This window comes from Megamonas hypermegale, from assembly GCF_900187035.1.
In the GTDB taxonomy this organism is placed as follows: domain Bacteria; phylum Bacillota; class Negativicutes; order Selenomonadales; family Selenomonadaceae; genus Megamonas; species Megamonas hypermegale.
The window spans coordinates 2,156,417-2,176,439 of record NZ_LT906446.1 but is presented as its reverse complement, the minus strand read 5'-3'; the positions used below and the strand labels follow the sequence as shown (position 1 = coordinate 2,176,439).

At 34.5% G+C, this 20,023-nt stretch carries 21 protein-coding genes; 13 read left to right on the top strand and 8 right to left on the bottom strand.

Annotated elements, in window-relative coordinates:
- Nucleotides 1–15: 15 nt before the first annotated feature.
- The 3 genes from CKV65_RS10490 to tnpB form a co-directional block, all read right to left on the bottom strand.
- On the bottom strand, nucleotides 16–774 hold the full coding sequence (locus CKV65_RS10490) for a LamB/YcsF family protein (RefSeq protein ID WP_027889455.1): 759 nt from the start codon (nucleotides 772–774) through the stop codon (nucleotides 16–18).
- A gap of 160 nt (nucleotides 775–934) precedes the next feature.
- Complete coding sequence (locus CKV65_RS10485; protein ID WP_051177565.1) at nucleotides 935–1,531, bottom strand: HAD family hydrolase; 597 nt, start codon at nucleotides 1,529–1,531, stop codon at nucleotides 935–937.
- Nucleotides 1,532–1,648: 117 nt separating this feature from the next.
- Nucleotides 1,649–2,758 (bottom strand): IS200/IS605 family element RNA-guided endonuclease TnpB, encoded by a 1,110-nt coding sequence (gene tnpB / locus CKV65_RS10480; RefSeq protein ID WP_095197727.1) that lies wholly within the window; start codon nucleotides 2,756–2,758, stop codon nucleotides 1,649–1,651.
- 819 nt (nucleotides 2,759–3,577) lie between these two features.
- On the opposite strand from tnpB, the gene CKV65_RS10475 reads away from it, so the two are divergent.
- The 7 genes from CKV65_RS10475 to araD all read left to right on the top strand — a co-directional run bounded on the left by CKV65_RS10475 (nucleotide 3,578) and on the right by araD (nucleotide 9,655).
- On the top strand, nucleotides 3,578–4,006 hold the full coding sequence (locus CKV65_RS10475) for a PaaI family thioesterase (RefSeq protein ID WP_027890331.1): 429 nt from the start codon (nucleotides 3,578–3,580) through the stop codon (nucleotides 4,004–4,006).
- Nucleotides 4,003–5,214: a D-alanyl-D-alanine carboxypeptidase family protein gene (locus CKV65_RS10470; protein ID WP_027890330.1), complete on the top strand. Its 1,212-nt coding sequence runs from the start codon at nucleotides 4,003–4,005 to the stop codon at nucleotides 5,212–5,214. The genes CKV65_RS10475 and CKV65_RS10470 overlap by 4 nt, the downstream gene beginning before the upstream one ends.
- Before the next feature lie 52 nt (nucleotides 5,215–5,266).
- A complete protein-coding gene (locus tag CKV65_RS10465; RefSeq protein ID WP_027890329.1) occupies nucleotides 5,267–6,208 on the top strand; it encodes an AEC family transporter in 942 nt (313 codons plus the stop codon).
- 198 nt (nucleotides 6,209–6,406) lie between these two features.
- Nucleotides 6,407–6,670 (top strand): HPr family phosphocarrier protein, encoded by a 264-nt coding sequence (locus CKV65_RS10460; RefSeq protein ID WP_027890328.1) that lies wholly within the window; start codon nucleotides 6,407–6,409, stop codon nucleotides 6,668–6,670.
- Between the two features lie 39 nt (nucleotides 6,671–6,709).
- Nucleotides 6,710–8,416, top strand: coding sequence for a phosphoenolpyruvate--protein phosphotransferase (ptsP, locus tag CKV65_RS10455; RefSeq protein WP_027890327.1), 1,707 nt, complete (start codon nucleotides 6,710–6,712; stop codon nucleotides 8,414–8,416).
- Between the two features lie 6 nt (nucleotides 8,417–8,422).
- Nucleotides 8,423–8,797, top strand: a complete 375-nt coding sequence (locus tag CKV65_RS10450; RefSeq protein WP_027890326.1) for a hypothetical protein — start codon at nucleotides 8,423–8,425, stop codon at nucleotides 8,795–8,797.
- Between the two features lie 153 nt (nucleotides 8,798–8,950).
- Complete coding sequence (araD, locus tag CKV65_RS10445) at nucleotides 8,951–9,655, top strand: L-ribulose-5-phosphate 4-epimerase (protein WP_027890325.1); 705 nt, start codon at nucleotides 8,951–8,953, stop codon at nucleotides 9,653–9,655.
- A gap of 76 nt (nucleotides 9,656–9,731) precedes the next feature.
- Here araD and CKV65_RS10440 read toward each other — a convergent pair whose 3' ends face one another.
- Nucleotides 9,732–11,156: an alanine/glycine:cation symporter family protein gene (locus CKV65_RS10440; protein WP_027890324.1), complete on the bottom strand. Its 1,425-nt coding sequence runs from the start codon at nucleotides 11,154–11,156 to the stop codon at nucleotides 9,732–9,734.
- A gap of 301 nt (nucleotides 11,157–11,457) precedes the next feature.
- On the opposite strand from CKV65_RS10440, the gene CKV65_RS10435 reads away from it, so the two are divergent.
- Both CKV65_RS10435 and CKV65_RS10430 read left to right on the top strand, forming a co-directional pair.
- Nucleotides 11,458–12,180, top strand: coding sequence for a DUF554 domain-containing protein (locus CKV65_RS10435; RefSeq protein WP_027890323.1), 723 nt, complete (start codon nucleotides 11,458–11,460; stop codon nucleotides 12,178–12,180).
- 21 nt (nucleotides 12,181–12,201) lie between these two features.
- Nucleotides 12,202–13,098 (top strand): ADP-ribosylglycohydrolase family protein, encoded by an 897-nt coding sequence (locus CKV65_RS10430; protein ID WP_027890322.1) that lies wholly within the window; start codon nucleotides 12,202–12,204, stop codon nucleotides 13,096–13,098.
- 43 nt (nucleotides 13,099–13,141) lie between these two features.
- Here the strand turns inward: CKV65_RS10430 and CKV65_RS10425 are convergent, their stop codons facing one another.
- Nucleotides 13,142–14,818, bottom strand: a complete 1,677-nt coding sequence (locus CKV65_RS10425; RefSeq protein ID WP_027890321.1) for a glycoside hydrolase family 13 protein — start codon at nucleotides 14,816–14,818, stop codon at nucleotides 13,142–13,144.
- Between the two features lie 64 nt (nucleotides 14,819–14,882).
- Nucleotides 14,883–15,323 (bottom strand): OmpH/Skp family outer membrane protein, encoded by a 441-nt coding sequence (locus CKV65_RS10420; RefSeq protein ID WP_027890320.1) that lies wholly within the window; start codon nucleotides 15,321–15,323, stop codon nucleotides 14,883–14,885.
- A 207-nt stretch (nucleotides 15,324–15,530) separates the two neighbouring features.
- On the opposite strand from CKV65_RS10420, the gene CKV65_RS10415 reads away from it, so the two are divergent.
- Together CKV65_RS10415 and CKV65_RS11000 are read left to right on the top strand one after the other, a co-directional pair.
- Complete coding sequence (locus CKV65_RS10415) at nucleotides 15,531–16,709, top strand: MFS transporter (protein WP_036254772.1); 1,179 nt, start codon at nucleotides 15,531–15,533, stop codon at nucleotides 16,707–16,709.
- A 77-nt stretch (nucleotides 16,710–16,786) separates the two neighbouring features.
- Complete coding sequence (locus CKV65_RS11000; protein ID WP_269457063.1) at nucleotides 16,787–16,921, top strand: hypothetical protein; 135 nt, start codon at nucleotides 16,787–16,789, stop codon at nucleotides 16,919–16,921.
- 746 nt (nucleotides 16,922–17,667) lie between these two features.
- Here CKV65_RS11000 and CKV65_RS10410 read toward each other — a convergent pair.
- Together CKV65_RS10410 and CKV65_RS10405 are read right to left on the bottom strand one after the other, a co-directional pair.
- The gene (locus CKV65_RS10410; RefSeq protein WP_027890317.1) at nucleotides 17,668–18,288 is read right to left on the bottom strand and encodes a DUF4867 family protein; all 621 of its coding nucleotides are present in this window, start codon (nucleotides 18,286–18,288) and stop codon (nucleotides 17,668–17,670) included.
- A gap of 10 nt (nucleotides 18,289–18,298) precedes the next feature.
- Complete coding sequence (locus tag CKV65_RS10405; protein ID WP_027890316.1) at nucleotides 18,299–19,315, bottom strand: LacI family DNA-binding transcriptional regulator; 1,017 nt, start codon at nucleotides 19,313–19,315, stop codon at nucleotides 18,299–18,301.
- A gap of 158 nt (nucleotides 19,316–19,473) precedes the next feature.
- Between CKV65_RS10405 and CKV65_RS10400 the strand changes: the two genes are divergently transcribed.
- The gene (locus tag CKV65_RS10400) at nucleotides 19,474–19,785 is read left to right on the top strand and encodes a DUF4258 domain-containing protein (protein ID WP_027890315.1); all 312 of its coding nucleotides are present in this window, start codon (nucleotides 19,474–19,476) and stop codon (nucleotides 19,783–19,785) included.
- A gap of 3 nt (nucleotides 19,786–19,788) precedes the next feature.
- Nucleotides 19,789–20,013 carry a type II toxin-antitoxin system MqsA family antitoxin gene (locus tag CKV65_RS10395; protein WP_027890314.1) on the top strand — a complete coding sequence of 75 codons (225 nt, stop codon included), beginning with the start codon at nucleotides 19,789–19,791 and terminating at the stop codon, nucleotides 20,011–20,013.
- The last annotated feature ends 10 nt before the right edge of the window (nucleotides 20,014–20,023 follow it).

Here is a 20,023-nt window from a genome sequence, read left to right as displayed (position 1 = left end):
TAGACACATCCTTTCTTAAATAAATGCTTTCATTTCAATATTTTCTCGTTTTAAAGCATCGTTTATTTTTTGTGCAAAAGCCAAAGCCTTTTGGCTATCACCATGAATACATACTGTATCAGCTTTTACTTTTATCTTCTTACCTGAAACAGTAGTAACTTCACCCGTTTTAACCATACCTAAAACTTGCATGATAGCTTTTTCATCATCAGTAATCATTGCATTTGCTTGACTGCGCGGTGTAAGCGAGCCATCTTCTTGATACGTTCTATCAGCAAAAACTTCACTAGCCGTTTTAAGTCCTACTTTTTCACCTGCTTTTATGAGCCAACTTCCAGCAAGTCCATATAAAATTAATTCTGGGTTTACATCATAAACCGCTTGTGCAATAGCAGTTGACAATTTTTCATCTTTTGCAGCTGTATTATAAAGCGCACCATGCGGTTTAACATGTTGCATTTTTCCACCTTCAGCTTTTACAAATGCCGAAAGAGCACCTATTTGATACACAATCAAATCATATACTTCCTGCGCTGTTAAATCCATTTTACGACGACCAAAGCCATTTAAATCCATAAAGCCAGGATGTGCGCCGATTGCAGTATTATTTTCAAGTGCAAGTCTAACTGTCTTATGCATTACAAATGGGTCTCCAGCATGTAGACCACAAGCGATATTTGCAGAGCTTACATACTTTAAAACTTCGCTATCATTGCCAATTTTATAAATGCCAAAACTTTCCCCTAAATCACTATTTAAGTCAACTTTTACCATATTACAAACCATCCTTTCAAAATAAAAATATGTTTTCAATAAAATCCGTATAAAAAAAGATGCTGAAGATAATTGTCCAGCACCTTTGCTTTTTATTGATAATAACTATTATAATTTATTTATATTCTATTGTAAATATGTTAACTTAATTTATGCATTATCATAATAATTCATCTAAGCTATTCATAATTTTTACGTATGGCATTTTAACGAAATCTTCTCTTACATTATTTCCAGTCAATACAGCTGCAAAATCTACACCAGCATTTTGTGCCGCACCGCCATCAATTACATTATCCCCAATATAAAGCACATCTGATTTTGCAACCTTAAATCTTTCGATTGCCATGAGTATCCCCTCTGGTGAAGGCTTATGTGATTTAACATCTTCACTGCCGATGACAAATTCCACTAAATCGGTAATTTTATCGCGCGTTAAAGTCTGCATAATGCGACGACGAGTTTTACTAGATATGATAGCCGTTTTAGCGCCAGCTTCTTTTATTTTTTTTAAGGCAGGTATCGTCTGCGGATATAACTTTGTGTTTTCTGTCATGAACTTATCAGCAAATACAGTGTATTTATCTCTGAGTTCATGTAGCAATGCCTCATCATCTTCCTTGAACAAAACGCGTATAGCCTCTATCATCGGCATACCAATCGTTCTTTTTATTTCCTCATCTGATGGTATAGAATAATGTTCTTGTTGCATCAATAATTTAAAGCATTTTACAATTCCAACTTCCGAATTTGCCAGTGTATACTGAACCTCCCACGACTAAAGTCGCAGAATTCTCGGTCAAGTATTCTAACGAATACAGTATCTCCGAGCTATCCCCATAGTTCCTACGGTTCTTGTATATGTTATTCAAGATTAAGCTATGTTTAATATTCTTAATCCTTCATCTCTAATATTTATAGCTGCATTTACATCTCTATCGTGATGTGTTTTACATTCAGGACAGTTCCACTCTCTAACATTTAAGTTTTTTACTTCAGTATTTTTATACCCACAAACATGACATAATTGGCTTGAAGGATAAAATTTATCTATTTTGACAATAACCCTGCCAAACCATTTGGCTTTATATGTTAGTTGTCTCATAAACTCTGACCAACTAACATCAGCTATATTTCTTGCTAATTTATGATTTTTCATCATGTTTTTAATCTGCAAATCTTCAAGACAGATTATATCGTAATTCCTAATAAGTTGACATGTTACTTGATGTAGTAAATTGCGTCTTTGATTGGCAATTCTATCATGCAATTTAGCTACTTTTACTCTAGCCTTTTCCCAATTTGAACTTCCTTTTGTTTTTCGAGAAAGCTCTCTTTGAAGCTTAGCTAATCTAGTCAATGATTTTTGCAAGTATTTAGGATTGCTATATTTTACTGCATCTGAGGTTATGACAAAATCCTTTATTCCTAAATCCAAACCGACATATTTATTCGTTTTGATGAATTCAGGTTGAGGCAGTTCTGTACAACATAGTGCAACGTAATATTTTCCACTAGGAGTTTGTGATACTGTCGCACTTAAAATCCTACCTTCTATTTGGCAATATTTATCTCTTATTTTTATCTTACCTATTTTAGGTAATTTTATTTTATTTCCTAAAAATACAATGTTGTTATTTGTCATATTTGTTTTATACGATTTATACCGATTCTTTTTAGATTTAAATTTAGGAAAGCCTGCTTTTTGTCTATTAAAAAAGTTTTTATAAGCTGTATCTAAATTCTTTAAAGCATTTTGTAAAGAGGATTTATCTGGTTCTTTAAGCCACTTTTTTTCTTTTTTTAATTGAGTAAGCTCTTTTGAGCATTCATTATAACCTATATTTTTCTTATTTTGTTCATATGCTTTAATTCTTCTATCTAAAAAGTGATTATATATAAAACGTACACAACCAAAAGTTTTTTGAAGTAAATTTTCTTGTGTTTTATTGGGGTATATCCTAAATTTATAAGCTTTTTCCATAATAAACACTTACGCTTTCTTCTAATTAATGAATAAATATATCCCACGTATTACTTCCATACTATCATCTAATATAATCATGACATATGTATAGCAATATAGCAAGTGTTTATATATTAACTGCCTATTTTAAATAACATATACAAGAACTGTAGGTTCTGCTTTAGTCGTATTATGAGGTCTCGTTCATATAGAAACGCTACTTTCTATACAGTTCTCTTATGAACTTCCGTTACTTTCATAACGGCACAGACTATATCTTATCCCTCAGCTTTACCTGTTAGAGTCTGTCCACTTCCTCAGTCAATAGCTTACTGAGTACTTCCCTCAAGAGGAATAGTCGTTGAACGTTCTCCTATTCGGAGCTTCGCTGCTGATTGTCCATTTTTCAACACTTAGGATTTAACCTTATGCTATATATCTGATTTTTTCTGCTTTCGCCACATTCACGTTTAACTTTATTTCATGTTTACGTTGTAGTTCAGATATCTTTAGGGCTTTCCAGCAATTCAAACAGTATTGGATAGATCTTAGTCTATCTCTACGTACATATTTCTATATACGCTGACTATTTTGTTCGCCTAACTCATGATTAAAATCACAAGTGTGCGGCTCACAATAATCAAAATCGAATAAGTAGATTTTATACGCCATGTTTTTCACCTCTAAACAATATATCGTTACCATAATAACACAAAATAACATAAAATTTTTAACTACTATTACTTAAAATTTTGTCAAAAAATCATTATAACTTATTGAAAAGCATTTTAGACTAATCTATAATATTTTTTATCTTAAAATAGAATGGATGATTATATGAACAAAACGTACGATGATAAATCCGTCAGTGATTACATCAATCATTTTTATGATGACAACCCATTTACTAATCATTTAGGCGTTGACATCATTTCTATAAATGAAGGCAAAGTATCCGTTGCCTTAAAAATAAAACATGAACATACTAATGTCTATGGCATTGCTCATGGTGGCGTTATCATGTCCCTGTGTGATATGGCCATGGGAGCAGCTTGTTTGAGCATGAGTAAAAAAGTTGTAACAATAGATATGAATATAAATATCATAAAATCCATTGCGCAGGAAGATACTGCCCTTGTAAAAGGATGTATTATTCATAATGGAAAAAGCACCATAGTTGCTGAATGTGAAGTTTTCAATACCGCAAAAAAATTATGCGCTAAAGCTCGCGGTACATTTTTTGTAATAGGACCGATACGCCAATGAAACAATTACATCATATTAAACTATTTTTAGTATTTCTTGTAATCTTTGTTCAACTATTTACACCTATAGCTCAAGCTACTGATACAATAGTTGATGACGCTCCGCCAGTAGATGAAAACAAACCATATATTCCTGTCACTGCCGATAATTTAAATGATATGACGGCAGAAGCTGCTATTTTAATTGATGCTAGAACAGGCCGTATTTTATACGAAAAAAACCCTGATAAAAAATTAATGCCAGCAAGTACAACTAAAATGATGACTTGTATATTAGGCTTAGAAAATTCCAATGATGATGATATTGTCAACGTTGATAATCGTGCCGTAGGTGTCGATGGTTCTGCTATTTATCTCAATGAAGGCGACCAAATAAAAATGTCAGAACTCCTTCAAGCAACTATGCTAGCCTCCGGTAATGATGGTGCTACTGCTGTTGGTTATTACGTTGGACAAGGCTCTATGGAAAATTTTGTTCAGATGATGAATGATAAAGCTAAATCCATCGGTGCCGAAAATACTCATTTTAATAATCCACACGGTCTTACAGACCCAAATCACTATACAACAGCTAGAGATTTAGCCAAAATTGCTGCCTATGGTTACAAAAATCCAAAATTCCGCAAAATAGTTTCTACTAAAGAACAAGAAATCAGTTGGATAACACCAAATACTCGCAAAGATGTTTATGGTAGTACTAATCGCCTCTTATGGAATTACGATGATATAACAGGCATAAAAACAGGTTATACTGATGCCGCTGGTGGTTGCCTCGTCGCTGCTGCCGAAAAAAATGGTAGTGCATTAATCGCTGTTGTTTTAAAAACAGCTGATAGTAGAGCTAGATTTACAGAAAGCAGAGCTTTACTTGATTTTGGTTTTAAACAAATCGCTTCACAACAAACTGTAAATCCTGAAGATTTAACCAATATAATTTATGTTCATGGAGCAAATGTTTCTAAAGTTTCAGTCGCTCCAGCTGAAAGCTTTACTTATCCTGTAATGAAGCATGAAAACAGCGATGATTTTTCTTATGAAATGAATTTGCCATCTTATATCGATGCGCCATTAAAAGCTGGTAGTAAAGTTGGTACAGTGAATTTACTGTATCATGGAACAGTAATCGGTAGCATTGATATGGTAACTACAGAAGATATTTCTGAAGGCTTTAATTTTTTAGGTTTCCTTCATGAATTATTCTTAAGTTAATCATTGAATTTAAATTAATATACAATTGCATAATAACACGGGAGATGATACTTTGGACACTTTATTACATGCTATAAGTGGTGTATTAACTTTAATCTTAATGGGACTTATTGGCTGTGTCTTGGCTGAACTCGGTTGGATAAATGACACTAATAAGTCTATTTTGCCTAAATTGATAAACTATGTATCATTACCCTTGTTCTTTGTGTATAATATCACACATACCTTTAGCCATGACCAATTGCTTCATTTAATAAAAGGCTCTATCGTTCCTTTTATTTCAATTGCAATTTGCTTTGTTTTAAGTGTTATTGCAGCACATTTCATGGCACCTAAAAGTCGTCGTGGTATCTTTCAGTCTAGTTTTACGACTTCTAATGTAATCTTTGTCGGTTTACCTGTTACCATGGCATTATTTGGTGAAGAAGCTATACCGTACACACTTTTATACTTCTTCGCTAATACGACATTTTTCTGGACTTTGGGCAATGCTAGTATTCAATCAGACTCGGCAAATTTCTCTTACAGAAAAATTCTCACTATGTCTACTTTAAAGCGAATTTTTTCCCCACCAATCTTGGGCTTTTTAATTTCATTAGTAATTTTAATAATCGATATTCCACTACCAAAATTCTTTTTAGATACAGCTCAATATATGGGTAATCTCACAACACCACTTGCTCTTATCTTTATAGGGGTTACACTCCATTCTATGGGACTTAAAAAACTTCGTTTTGATTTTAGTCTTAGTGGTATTTGTATTGGTCGATTTATTATTGCCCCACTCAGTATGTTCATTTTAGCGCATATTTTTCCAATGCCTGAATTGATGTACAAAGTTTTTGTAATTATGGCTTCACTGCCTGCTATGGTACAAACAGTTGTTTTATCTAGTTTATATCAAACAGACCCAGAATACGCTACACTCGTCGTATCTTCGACAACTCTTTTATCCATAATTACTATACCAATTTATATGGTCTTACTGTCGTAACAATCATATAATCATTAATAAAATTTATTAATACATGCACAAATGACTTTAAATTAACTTTTTTTTAGAAAATTACTTATTTTTTTCTAAAAGATACTAGTCATTTGTGCATTTTTTGGTTATAATTAACAAAGACATAATTTTCAAACGATATTATAATTAATTATGTTATACAGATTAAGAGAGGGGTTTATTCTTATGGAAACAACACTTATTATTGAAAACAAAACTGGACTTCATGCTCGTCCTGCATCTATGTTCGTACAGGAAGCAAACAAATTCAAATCCAAAATCAAAATCTCTGCTAAAGGCAAAACTGTAGACGCTAAAAGCATTCTTATGATCATGAGCCTTGGTCTTACTCAGGGAACAGAACTCACAATCAGCGCTGACGGTGAAGACGCTCAGGCAGCTTTAGACGCTCTTACAGGTCTTATTAAAAGCAAATTCGGCGAAGAATAATTCTAACGTTTTTTTGAGAGAGAGAGGGGGATTTGTACTTTGCCGTACGAATTAAGAGGGAAAGGTGTTATTACTGGTATTTCTATCGCTAAAGTAATGACCCTTAATGAAGATTTACAAAGTTATATTGATAATTACACTCCAGAAGCTCCTGAAAAAGAAGCAGAAAAAATTAAAGAAGCTATAGCATACGCTGCTGAAGTTTTACAATCCAATATCAAAACATTGCGTGAAAAAGGAATGCTCGAACAAGCTGGTATCATGGAAGCTCATCGCATGATGGTACAAGACCCAATGTTAGAAGAAAATGCTTTGACAAAACTCGGCACTTGCGGTAGTGCTCCAAAAGCAGTTTTAGAAGCTTCTGAAGAAAATGCATCTATTTTTGAACAAATGGATGATACTTATTTCCGTGAACGTGCTGTAGATATTCGCGACGTTGGTAAACGTGTTGTAAGACGTATCTTAGGTCTTGCTGAAAGAACAGTAGATGGTGAAGCTGTAATCTTATGTGGTGACGAAATCGAACCATCTGTTATCGCTAACATCCCAACTGAAAAAATTGCTGGCGTAATCTTAGGTAACGGCAGTACTACTTGTCATGCCGTAATCATTGCTAAAGCAAGAGCAATTCCTACTGTTGCAGGTCTCGGAGATAAAATCCAACAAATTCCAGACGGTGCACAAGTTATTTTAAATGGTGAAACCGGTGAAATTTTTGTTAACCCAACTGAAGAATTAATCGCTTCTTATCAGGTAAAATTAGAAGAACAAAAACGTTTGAAAGAACATTATGCACAACTTTCTAAATTGCCAACAGTAACAAAAGATGGTATCGAAGTTGACCTCATGGCTAATATCAGTACACATCTCGATGTTGAAGCAGCTATGAAATATGGTGCAAAAGGCGTAGGTCTGTTCCGTTCTGAATTCTTATTCATGGGTAGAGATACTATTCCTGATGAAGAAACTCAATTTAAAGCATATAAAGAAGCTATTGAAAAATGCAATGGTAATTTATGTGTTATTCGTACTATGGATATCGGCGGCGATAAACCACTTCCATATTTAAACATTCCGGAAGAAGAAAATCCATTCCTCGGTTATCGTGCAATTCGTATTTGCTTAAATCGTCGTGAAGTATTCATGCCACAAGTTAAGGCAATTCTACGTGCTGGTGTTTACGGTAAAGCTGCAATGATGCTTCCTATGGTTATCAATGTAGAAGAAGTAAAACAAGTACGTGAAATTATAGAACAAGCTAAAGCCGAACTTGCTGCTCAAGAAAAACCATTCTCCGATAATGTTCAACTCGGTATCATGGTTGAAACTCCAGCAGCTGCTGTTATGACTCCGGTACTTGCTAAATATCTTGACTTTTTCAGTATCGGTACTAATGACCTTGTTCAGTATACACTCGCCGTTGACCGCGTAAATGCTAACGTAAGTTATCTCTATAACCATTTCAATCCTGCTGTACTTCGTTTAATCAAACTCACTATTGATTCTGCTCGCAAAAACAATATCTGGGTTGGTATGTGCGGTGAAATGGCAAGCGACCCTAACGCTGCAGCAATCTTAATGGCTATGGGTATCAATGAACTTTCTATGAGCGCTCCTTCCATTCCACGCGTAAAAGAAAAAATTCGTTCCATAACTTCTGCTCAAGCAAAAGCTGCACTCGACACAGTTATGACAATGGAAGATGGCAACGCTATTAAAGAATATCTTCAAACTGCTCTATAATAAACAATGACAACAACAGATGACAAGATAAAATCCGACCACGGTAAACAGCAAAATATAAAAATTGAACTGCTCAAATGGCTAAATGAAGGCAAAAATTCATATGAAATCATCTATGAATTTGCCAAATATCTTGAAGATGTTTCTTCTGAACCGGGTTATGCGGATATCGTACTTAAAGATATTCGTAGCGTTTACGGCATTGGTTTAAATGAACCTAGCATTTTAAGTAATGAACTTCTAGAAATTAGAAATCGTCTGGCCAAGCTAGAAACAGCTTTAAAATCAGCCGATAATGAAGAAATTCAAAATCACTTAAAATTTGCTATTGAACATCATAAAAAGAAAATACAAGAACTTGAACATAAATTAGAGCAATAATAAAAGGCTCAACTTCAAATAAAGAAGTTGAGCCTTTTACTTTTTTCAAAAATATATCACAAAAATTTGTATGACATATTGTTATTTTTGGCAAAATATGTATAATAAATATTAGATGTTAATTATACGGTACTTTAAAGGAGAGAATGCCAAATGTTGGAAAATTTGAAAAAAGTCGTATTTGAAGCTAATTTAATGTTACCAAAATATCATATGGTTACATTTACTTGGGGTAACGTTTCTGGTATTGACCGTGAAAAAGGTTTAATGGTTATAAAACCATCTGGTGTGGAATATGATACTATGAAAGCTGAAGACATGGTCGTTGTAGATATCAACACTGGTAAAGTAGTTGAAGGCGATTACAATCCATCTTCTGATACTGATACACATATTAAAATTTATCAAGCTTGCCCTGAAATTGGTGGTGTAGTACATACACATTCTCGTTATGCAACATCTTGGGCACAAGCTCGCCGCGATATTCCAGCTCTTGGTACAACACACGCTGATGATTTTTATGGTGGCATTCCTTGTACACGTGCTATGACTCCAGAAGAAATTCATGGTTCTTATGAAGCTGAAACTGGTAATGTCATCGTTGAAACATTCAAAGAACGCGGCATTAAAATGATGGATGTTCCTGGTGTAATTGTATACTCTCATGGTCCATTCACTTGGGAAAAAGACCCTATTGCTGCTGTAAAAAAAGCAGTAGTTCTCGAAGAAGTAGCATTTATGGCTTATCATGCTATGACTATTGACCCTAGCTTAACACCAATGCAACAAGAACTTTTAGACAAACATTATCTCCGTAAACACGGTGCTAATGCTTATTATGGTCAAAAGAAAAAATAACTAATAAATAAATAACATATAATACAAAAACCACTTATTAAACAAATATGTTTAACAAGTGGTTTTTGCATTTACTTTATTTAGCTAATTCTTCTTTAGCTACAGTTTCTTTATTTCTAATATCTTCCAAATACGGAACAGTTTCTTCATCTTTTAAATCAATATTATTAATATATTTTTTCGTTTCAGCCACAATCACTGGCGATAATAACAATACTGCAATAAGGTTTGGAATTGCCATCATCGCATTTAACGTATCTGCAATGAGCCAAACAAGATTTAAAGAAACGATTGGAGCAATAATAGCTACTAAAAGATAAAGTACTTTATAGCCAGTTAATACTTTTCTACCTGCAAAATATTCAACGCAGCGTTCACCATAATAAGACCAACCTAAAATTGTAGAGAAGGCAAATGTGATAATACCTATAACGAGAATAAATGGTCCAATATATGGAATTTGATTAAAAGCTAATGTAGTTAATACACCACCATCACGAATTGCCCCCATATCTATTGCAGGGTTTTTCATGATACTAGATACTAATACAAGACCAGTCATAGCACAAACGATAACAGTATCCCAGAAAACACCTGTCATTGAAACCATCGCTTGGCGAACTGGATTTCTTGTTTGAGCAGCAGCTGCTGCAATTGGAGCAGAACCCATACCAGATTCATTGGAGAATAAACCACGTGCTACCCCAAAATGCATAGCCTGCATAATACCGCCACCAACAAGACCACCAGCAGCAGCACCAGGATTAAAAGCTAATGTAACGATTGTTTCAATTGCAGGAATGATAAAATCTGCATTTAAAACTAAAATAAATAAACAACCTAATACATAAAATGCAGCCATAAATGGAACTAAACGTTCACATACATAAGCAATGGATTTTATACCACCAAAAATAACAAGTGCTACTAAAATAGCGATGATAATACCGACTGCCCATGCTGGAATACCTAAGTTTTCACTGCAAACTGTAGCAATTGCATTTACCTGCGTTGCACAACCTATACCGAAAGAAGCAAATCCGCCAAAAAAAGCGAATAAAACGCCAAGCCATTTCATATTTAAGCCACGTTCTAATGCATACATTGCGCCACCTTGCATTCTGCCATCTTTCGTTTTTACACGATATTTTACAGAAATCAAAGTTTCACTGTATTTTGTCGCAATGCCAAACACACCAGTAAGCCAACACCAAAAAACAGCTCCCGGACCACCAAGGGCAACGGCTGTTCCTACACCGATGATATTACCTGTACCGATAGTTGCTGCTAAAGCTGTTGTCAAAGCACCAAACTGACTTACTTCACCTTCAGCCTCTTTATCCTTTGTAACAGATAATTTAATACCTTGAATTAATCTTCTTTGAATACCTTTTGTCCTAAGCGTCATAAAAATATGAGTGCCTAACAATAAAATTATCATTCCCCAGCCCCAGACAATGCCATTCAATGAAGTTACAAATGAATTAATCGCTTCTAGCATAATTTACCTCCTTTAAATTAAAAAAATACAATATAAAATATTTACTTATATAAAAAAGACGTATGAAAAAACTAATTCATACGCCTTTGTATAAACTATTCTGTGTTCTTTTTGTTTATTATATAACTACATTTGTATTTTGTCAATATTCTAATTTATTTATAATTAAAAATAATATGTCACTTTGTATATAGTATGTCTAAGAAAAAGTTTTTTATTATATTTTATAAGCTGTATAATCATTAAATGATATAATATATATATTTATTTCTTATAAAATTTTTTCAAGGAAGTGTTTTTCGTGATTGGTTTAGGTACAATTGCCAATACTGCCGCTGTACTTATCGGTGGCGCAATCGGTTTATTTTTAAAGAAAGGTATAAAAAAATCGCTACAAGATTCCTTGCTACAAGCCATGGGTATTGCTGTTTTATTCATTGGCATAGGCGGTACACTGTCTCAAATGCTTGTATTTAAAGATGGTCATTTAGAAACAACTGGAACAATGCTGATGATTTTTTCCTTATTAATAGGTACTCTAATCGGTGAAATCATCAATATTGAAGCCAAACTAGAAAGACTCGGTGAATTCGCCCGAAAAGTATTTCATGCTAATGAACAATCAAAATTTGTAGATGCTTTTGTAACTGTTACGCTTGTAATATGTATTGGTGCTATGGCTATTATCGGAGCACTCCAAGATGGTTTATCTGGTGATTACAGTTTACTTTTAACAAAAGCAGTATTAGACGGTGTAATTTGCATGGTTTTTGCCTCTACTATGGGTATTGGTGTTTTACTAGCAGCCTTGCCACTATTTATTTATCAAGGTTTAATTACCTTATGTGCTAGCTTTATCGCTCCATATTTAACTCAAGCTTTAATCAATGATATTTGCTACATAGGCAATATTTTAATCACTGTCATCGGTATAAATCTTACATTCGATAATATAATACATATTCGTGTAGGTAATATGCTGCTTGCTCTTCTTGTGCCAGTAGTTTATCATATATTTATGTAATTTTTTATTGGAGGAAATTTTGTGGACAAATTAAATCGAATTAAAGGTGCACTTTATGGAGCTGCTATCGGCGATGCTCTCGGTGCTCCACTTGAATTTATGCCGCAAGAACAAATTAAAGCTCAATTCGGTACCGTTCGCGATATGATTGGTGGAGGTTGGCTCAAAACCATGCCTGGTGAAGGAACAGACGAAACAGCTTTAATGCTTGCTACAGCTTATGGAATTATGAAACAGCCTGAAAATCCGTTTCCGGAAATTGGCAAAAACTTCATCAATTGGGCTATCAGTCGTCCAAAAGATATCAGCGATACAACGCTTCGCAGTATTGATAAGACAATGTCTAAAGGACATGGTAAATACACTATACCAAAAGCTCGCTGGCATGAATCAGCAGCACAAGTTGATGTATTTAGCAATCGCGGCAGCGTAGACAACGGAGCAATTTTAAATACACTTTATCCTGCTCTTTATTATACAGATGAAAATACAGTAGTTTCTAAAGCACTTGATATCTCTAACATGACGCATGTAAATACTCAATCTGATAATGCTTGTCGTATATACTGTCAATTTATCTTCCGTATATTAAATAAAGATATCACTAAAAAAGATATGGATATTATGCTCGATAATACGATGTATTACGATTATAAAAATGAAGAAGTACAACCAACAGCTTCAGCTTATGATAGTATTGTCACTATGCTTCATGCTTTTATGAATACAGATAACTTCGAAGATGCTATCATCACTGCTGTAAATTACGGTGGCGACAGCGATACCATCGGTGCTATCACTGGTGGATTAGCTGGTTGTTTCTATGGTTACGATGCTATTCCAACACGCTTTATTGATACTTTACCAGAAGATATAAAGCATATGCTCGATACTGTTATAAATGCTATAAACTTATAAAAAAAGCCTCTATTAGTTTTAAATCTAATAGAGGCTTTAACTTTTATTGTTGTTTTACTTTATAAACACGGATTTCATATGAACGAAGTAATGTTTTTTCTCTATTGCCATAGTTAGAAATCAAAAGTTGTGCACCTTTTATTTCTGGCACTTTATAACCGCGAATTTTAGCAGTAGTATTCATGATTACTATGATGCGTTCTGATTTATCCTGTGCAGTGCGCGCATAAGCATATATCCCTGGGCTATACGATAATAATTCTTCATAATCACCATCATATAAAGCTTTATGTTCATTGCGCAATTTAATTAATTCTTTATAATAGTTGAGTACAGAATTTTCATCTTGCAATTCGCTTTCTACATTGATTTTACCGTATTCATCATTGAGTAGAAGCCATGGTTTGCCTTTAGAAAAGCCAGCATGTGAGCCATTATTCCAAGTCATAGGACTTCGTGCATTATCTCTACTGTATTTCCATACACCTTGCATAGCTTCTTTTGGCGATAAACCTTCTTTTATTGCCAACTCATATTGACCAATAGAAGAAACATCATTGTACATCTTAATTGAAGGCCATTTTATATTCGTCATGCCCAGCTCTTGTGCCTGATAAATAAATGGTGTTCCACGCATAGTGAGCAAAATCGTTCCGATAAATTTTGCAGCTAAATCCGTATCAGTTCCTTTAGGGAAGAAATAATTTACACAGCGCGGCAAATCGTGATTTTCAAAAAATACTGGTACCCAGCCACTATCTTTTGTAGCTTCTTGTGCAGCTGTAAAGCATTTTCTAATATCGATGAGTTTCCATGGATTGCGTTTATACCAAATATAGCTATCTTCAAAACCTAAACGAATATGGCTAAAATCAAAAGACATATCAAAAACGCCATTTTCACCAATCCATTTTGAATAATCCGCAGGTTTTACTCCATCCGTTTCCGCTACAGTAAATACATCTGGATATTTAGCAAAGATTTCATCTTTCCATTCATGCAAAAAGTCTAAAATTCCATCTTGGCAACCGTCCGCTTTTGCTATATTCCCTAAACCATCAGGTCCATCTACTGGCAAATCTTCAAATACTGCTGGTTTCTTTATATAAACGATAGCATCTATTCTAAATCCACTGATACCTTTATCCAACCAAAAACGGCATACATCATATAAAGCTTTGCGTACTTCTGGATTTTCCCAATTCAAATCAGGCTGTGCTTGCGTAAAAGTATGCAAATAATACTGCCCTGTCGTTTCATCTAAAGTCCAAGCTGAACCGCCAAAAATACCACGCCAATTCGTTGGCGCACTTTTATCATCTTTACCATCACGCCAAATATACCAATCACGTTTTGGATTATCCTTTGAGCTTCTAGCTTCTTCAAACCATTTATGTTTATCTGAAGTATGATTGAATACCAAATCCATCACGATTTTTATATTGCGTTTATCAGCTTCACTGATTAATTTTTCCATATCTTCCATAGTTCCATATTCTGGAGCTATAGCACAATAATCTGATATATCATATCCATTATCGACAAGCGGAGAAGGATATATTGGGCAAAGCCAAATTGCACCGACGCCTAAATCATGTAAGTAATCTAATTTACTGATAATACCTGCGATATCACCTATACCGTCATCATTACTATCACAAAAAGATTTAGGATAAATCTGATACACAATTGTTTTCTGCCACCATTTCAATTCACCCATAAAAACACCTTCTTATCATTTAATAAAAAAGCAGGTACAAAAGTACCTGCACTGTTTGCATAAATTATTTAATAGCGTTTAAAACTTCATCAGTAATATCAACAGATGTATATAATACTACGTCAGAACCAACTACTACTGTATAGCCATGCTGTTGAGCAACTTGCTGAATTGCATTATTGATTTTTTCTTGTACAGGTTTTACTAAATCAATCTGTTTCTGTCTTAAATCAGTAGCAACACGAATACGAACTTTTTGAATTTCTTCCGGATTCATTTTTTCATTAACAGATTTTTCAAAGTCCTTTTGTGCTTCTTCGGAAAGCTTTGCCATAGATTGTTGAATAGTTTTGCTTTCAGGGATATTAGCCAATACGTACTGATAATTAATTGTTGCTACAGAAGATGTAGCTGCTGGCTGATAAACCTCTGCCGCAGAAGCAGTTGAACCTATTCCAAGCATGAAAAATGCAGAACAGATAATTGCCAAAAATTGCTTTTTCATAAGATATCCTCCTAAAAAACATTAAGTCATTAGAGCTATTATATCATAAATAGATAAAAACCGTTATAGCTTATTTATTATAATTCGATTAAAATTTTTGCAATCCTCCTGCCAGAAACATCTACTGACGATTTCTTGTATATCTGTAAAAACAGTGTTAAAATTAATATTCAATTTGACACTATATTTTGCGAAAGGATGTTATTCATGTCATTTAAAGAACCTTTATGGACAAAAGACTATATACTCAATATTGTAAACAATTTTCTCTTGTTCATCATCTTTTATATGCTTATGGTTTACACAACCTCATTTGCCATTTCATCGTTCAATGCTTCCGTCAGTGAGGCGGGGCTTGCTTCCGGAACATTCATACTCGGCGCACTCGTTTCCCGTCTGTTCTCCGGCCGCTATCTCGATTTTGTCGGACGCAGGAAAATGCTGCTGTTTTCCGCCTGTCTGTATCTATTGAGCACCGTGAGCTATCATTTTATCATGAACATGATGTTTCTGCTCGTTTTGCGCTTCGTGCAGGGCGCTGCTTACGGCATGATGTCGACCGTAATCGCTACGGAAATAACTTCTATCATACCGAAAAGCAGACGCGGCGAGGGTATCGGCTATTTCACCCTGAGTATCACGCTCGGATCGGCTATCGGACCGTTTCTCGGCATCACCCTGCCGAAAATAAATCCCGTCTATCCGCTGTATTTCTGCGATATAATCGCCGTAACAATTGTTATCGTATCGCTTGCCACTAAAGTTCATGCTATCGTGCCCGGTTTTCGCCAGCGCGTGGAAGTCAAATCGCTGCGCCTGCGCACTTTTATTGAAACAACGGCTCTGCCGATTTCCTTCATTGGTTTTCTGGGCGCAATAGGCTTTGCTTCCATCATGAGTTTCATTGGTACATACAGCGAAGTTATCGACTTGGCTTTTGCCGGCAGTATATTTTTTATCGTGTATTCTCTGGCGTGCCTTGTCTTTCGCCCGCTGTTCGGTATTTTGTTGGATAGATACGGCAACCATGTCGTCATGTTTCCCGTACTGTTTGCCATGATAACCGGCTTCATGGCTATTGCGCTGGCTGACTCTTCTTTCACTTTGCTGCTCGGCGCCGTCCTCGTCGGCACAGGCTACGGCTCCATTCCGTCAGCCGGTCAGGCTATCGCCGTCCAAAAAGTCAAACCGAACCGCTTCAGTTTGGCAACATCCACATTATACATGTCGCTCGATGCCGGCAGCGGTGTCGGTCCGTATCTGCTCGGCATGATTGTTCCTGTCTACGGCTTCCGCTCCGTTTACGTCTGCGCATCTTTGCTCGCTGTCGTTGCGCTTATATTTTACTGCGGCAATATATTTTTCTCCCGCAAGAAAAATGCCTGAAAATCCATATAATAAAAAAGGCAAGTATTTATATCGTTCGCTGACTACCTGTCATTTATATGATGGGAGGTGATAGCATGAGTTTGGATGAATTATTCATTATGATACTTGATATTGCTATAAACAATAGCTTATCCGTTATCATTGCATTCACGGCACTGCTCATTGTTGTTACTTTAACGCTCAAAGATTGGCCGTCTATAGCGTTTTAGTTAGCCGTTTGAACATTGCAACCTTATTCACATTATCAATAAATGATGAGGTTTCAGCACATGTGGCAAATGTAAAAGAATTATATAAATACTTGCTTTTCATTTATTCTATTATAGATTTATTATAACTCACTGATAGTTATATTTCAAATATCTATTATATTATTTTTTTATTCTACGAAAGTGCCGGTGCGGCACAATATATATCAAACTACCCATCATTCATTTTTCTTTTGAAAGGTCAAAAGAAAAACGAACCAAAAAGAAAAAACCTTTTAACGTTTCGCTATCGCTGCACTAGGCGAGCCTTCGCAACTCTTCTATGAATATATTCAGTACAACGGCTCGAAACGTTTGGAATTTGGCTCGTGCCTTCTGTTTCCAGCAGGAACTCAATTTGAGCTGTTGACACTATAATTCGCTACTCATGCTGAAACTTTCATCTATGTTAGAGATTTTCACGGTAGCTTTAGCTATTAAAAATAAAATTTATTAGATGTGTCTTTAGTTCAAATGTTTGAGCATAAGTGAGTTTTTGAACGTTACAGCTAATAAATTTTATTTTTAAAGTGAAAATCTCTTATGGGCTACGAACCAAGGCATTTTCTTTTTCGACAACTTTTCTTTGTGCCAGCAAAGAAAAATTGCCTGGCATAATATAGAAATAAATTATTAAATATTTATCTTTAACATATATTATGCCAAACGGTAATTTCTTTAATTAAATTTCTTTATTCTAAAGAAATTTATAAAGTAGTATTTTCACCGACCAGACCGATAAAGCCGCCGTCTTTATCCACGCCGCTTTCGCTGTGGCCGATAAGCCATTTATTAGCTGCAAAAAGCAATTGATTTTCGCCTTTATTTTCAACTGGTTTTACTTTAAGTGGTAAATTTGTGCCTTTTGGCAATACTACACCACAGCGAAATTCTTCATTATTTTCTTTGCATGGTGCATAATGAAGTGTTGTAGCATAAAGTTCTACTGCTGTACCTGCTGGCACGAAAAAGCACTGTATATTTTTTGTTTCATACGTGTTATTTGTATAATCTATATCTTGTTGACGGCCAAGCATTAAAACTAAATCAGTAGCTGCAATATCAATTTCAGAAGAACGATGATATTCCACTGCATTTAATTTATCATTATATCCACTGCAAAAACCAAATTCTACTTCTAAACCACCATAAACTTCATCTTGCATCTGTTTAAATAAAGGCAATGCTTCTAAATCTGCATCTGATGGTTCATATACAACGCCTTCTTTAATAGCTTCTTTTGCCATCATTGTATTTACAAATTCAGTAGTATCGACATCTAAAACTCTACCGTATTGTTTAAATTCAACATCATTTACACTTTTCATCATTTTTACCTCATAGATTTTCTAAAATTTTTATTTCATTTTTCATAATATGTTTACTTTTATCCGGACTAATACCATTTACTAGATATTCGAAGACAATCTGCATAGCTCGTTGACCTTGTCTATATGGATGTTGATAAATAACAGCTTTTATCACATGTTTTTTCATCATCTCAATAGTTGTAGGCACTGTATCAAAAGCAATTATCGTTAAATCATTCTGTTTATCAAGCGATAATACTGCTCTACATGCACCATATACACCAGCTGCTACAATGAAGACTGCATTTATTTCCTTATGTTTTTCTAACATAATTTTTGTTTTATCATACGAAGAAATATCATCATCATCATTTTCTTGAATATCTACTATTTTAAATTTAGGATTTTTACTTATATTCTTTTCAAATCCAGCTAGACGCTGTTTATGCCCTAATACTTTTGATGAACCCATGATTATGCCTATATTAGCTCCACTCGGTATAATCATTTGCAATAATGCCCCTGCTGTTTCTCCACCATTTATATAATCACTGCCTACATAACATTGGCGTTTTGAGTTATCTACATCGTTATTCACCGTTACTACAAAAATTCCAGTATCTACAAATTCATCTATTTCTTTTATAATTACAGGGTCATTTACTGGATTAATGATTAAAGCATTTACCTTATCTTTTAAATCTTCCATGATTTCATATTGCGAAGAAACATCATATCCTCGCATATTACGCCAAATAACTTTAAGTCCGTAAATTTCATATTTTTCCGCAGCTAATTTTATACCTCTAATAACATCTTCAAAAAAAGGATTACCTTCTGATGAAAGTAATACGCCCACTACTGGATGTTTTTTACGAGCTGATAACGCTTTACCGGCTGGATTTGGTTTATATCCAAGTTGTTTCGCCATATTTAAAACCAACTCTCTTGTTTCTGGTTTGACATTGCCACGGTCATTGATGACTCTGTCTACCGTTCCGCGTGATACACCGCACAAATCAGCTATTTTCTTAATCGTTACCATCAACAAAATTCCCCCATAATATTATAAACTTTTATTTCGTTTCCTTTTATAAATATATTACCATAATAACCTTTTACTATGCGAAAATAAATCCCTATTAAATATTAATAACAATAACTTTTTTTATATGCTATAATGAACTTAAAGGAGGTTATGCTTTGGATATTTTTACTATACGAAGAAAATGTAATGATAATACCATAGAAATTACCCAACACTGCTTACTCCGAATTCATCAACGAAAAATTTCTTATAAAGAAATAAAAAATGTCATCATGAACGGGGAAATTATTGAAGAATATCCCGATGACTTTCCTTATCCCAGCTGTTTAATATTAGGGACAACAATTAACTGTCGTATAATACACGTTGTTGTCGGTATAAATGACACCAAACTATATTTAATAACAGCTTATGAACCTGACCCTGATAAATGGGATAATAAATTCAAGAAAAGAAAGGACTGTTGATTTATGGAAACATGTTTTTTCTGTAAAGGTACTATAGAAAACAGCTTTACTAATTACATGGTCGATTTAGATGGTCATTTTGTTATTATAAAAAATGTTCCCTGCCATAAATGCCGCCAATGTGGTGAAATTTCTTTCAGCGGAAAAACTGTAACTAGAATAGAAGAAATCATAGAAGACTTAAAAAAAATTCTGACTGAGGTTGCTATCGTAGAATATGTTGCTTAATATTTTAAAT